1 protein-coding gene and 1 pseudogene are annotated in these 851 nt (G+C 71.0%); both read left to right on the top strand.

The window, feature by feature from the left end; translation table 11 throughout:
* A pseudogene (locus CCN37_RS38715) lies at positions 1-290 on the top strand (LysR family transcriptional regulator); the annotation flags it as partial.
* Positions 291-503: 213 nt separating this feature from the next.
* Positions 504-761: a hypothetical protein gene (locus CCN37_RS38720; RefSeq protein ID WP_033229106.1), complete on the top strand. Its 258-nt coding sequence runs from the start codon at positions 504-506 to the stop codon at positions 759-761.
* Positions 762-851: the final 90 nt, after the last annotated feature.

The raw sequence follows: 851 nt of genomic DNA on the forward strand, positions 1-851 counted from the left end.
GGGGCACCCCCGGCCGCTCCAACTACACCGACCTCCTCATCGGCCACTGCCGCCAGGCCGGGTTCGAACCGCACACCGAACGCACCGCCCGTCAGGGCACACCCCCCATCACTGCCGTCATCGACACCCGGCACATCGCCTTCGTCACCACTCCACCCGGCACCGCCGCAGGCGGCAAGGCGCACGTCCTGACCCTCGAGCCCCCCATCCACGCCCCGCTCCACGCGCTCTACCTTCCTCACACCACCTGCCCCAGCCGCACCACCTTCCTCGCCCACATGGCGGTGTGAGGACGAACCCTGCACTCGGCAGCCGAAGGACGACCGGCCATTTCGGCCTCGCGCCTCGGCACCGACACAGCACGCGGGCCCGCCGGAATCCCCGGTGTCCGAGAGCGTCACCGCTCCCGGCCTTCGGAAGAACGGGTCGGCCCGGGAGGAGCACGAGGTGCGCTTCCGGGGTAGGGACGCCGCAGGACGAGCATCGACAGCGAGGGGGCCGCCATGACCGACGCCGGAGCCAAGGACAGCCCCGCCTCCCTCTACGGGCCCGTCTCACTCGTCCTCGGCATCATCTCCCTGCTCAGCGCGGTCTTCCCGCCCGGTTTCGGCGTCTCGCTGCTGTGCGGCAGCCTCGGCGTCACCCTCGCCGTCATGGGGCTGCGCACCCGGCTGAACCGCGGCAAGTGCCTCATCGGCCTGGTCACGGGCGGTACCCCGGTGCTCTTCTTGCTCTGGGTCGTGGTGGTCGCCTCCATGTGAGCACCCTTGCGGCCCTGCACCGGGTTGCTCACCCTCGCCGTCTCCCGCCCTTCACGGCATGCAGCAACGTGATGCCGAGCAGCGGGCTTC

Source organism: Allokutzneria sp. NRRL B-24872 (assembly GCF_002155965.1).
Lineage (GTDB): Bacteria > Actinomycetota > Actinomycetes > Mycobacteriales > Pseudonocardiaceae > Allokutzneria.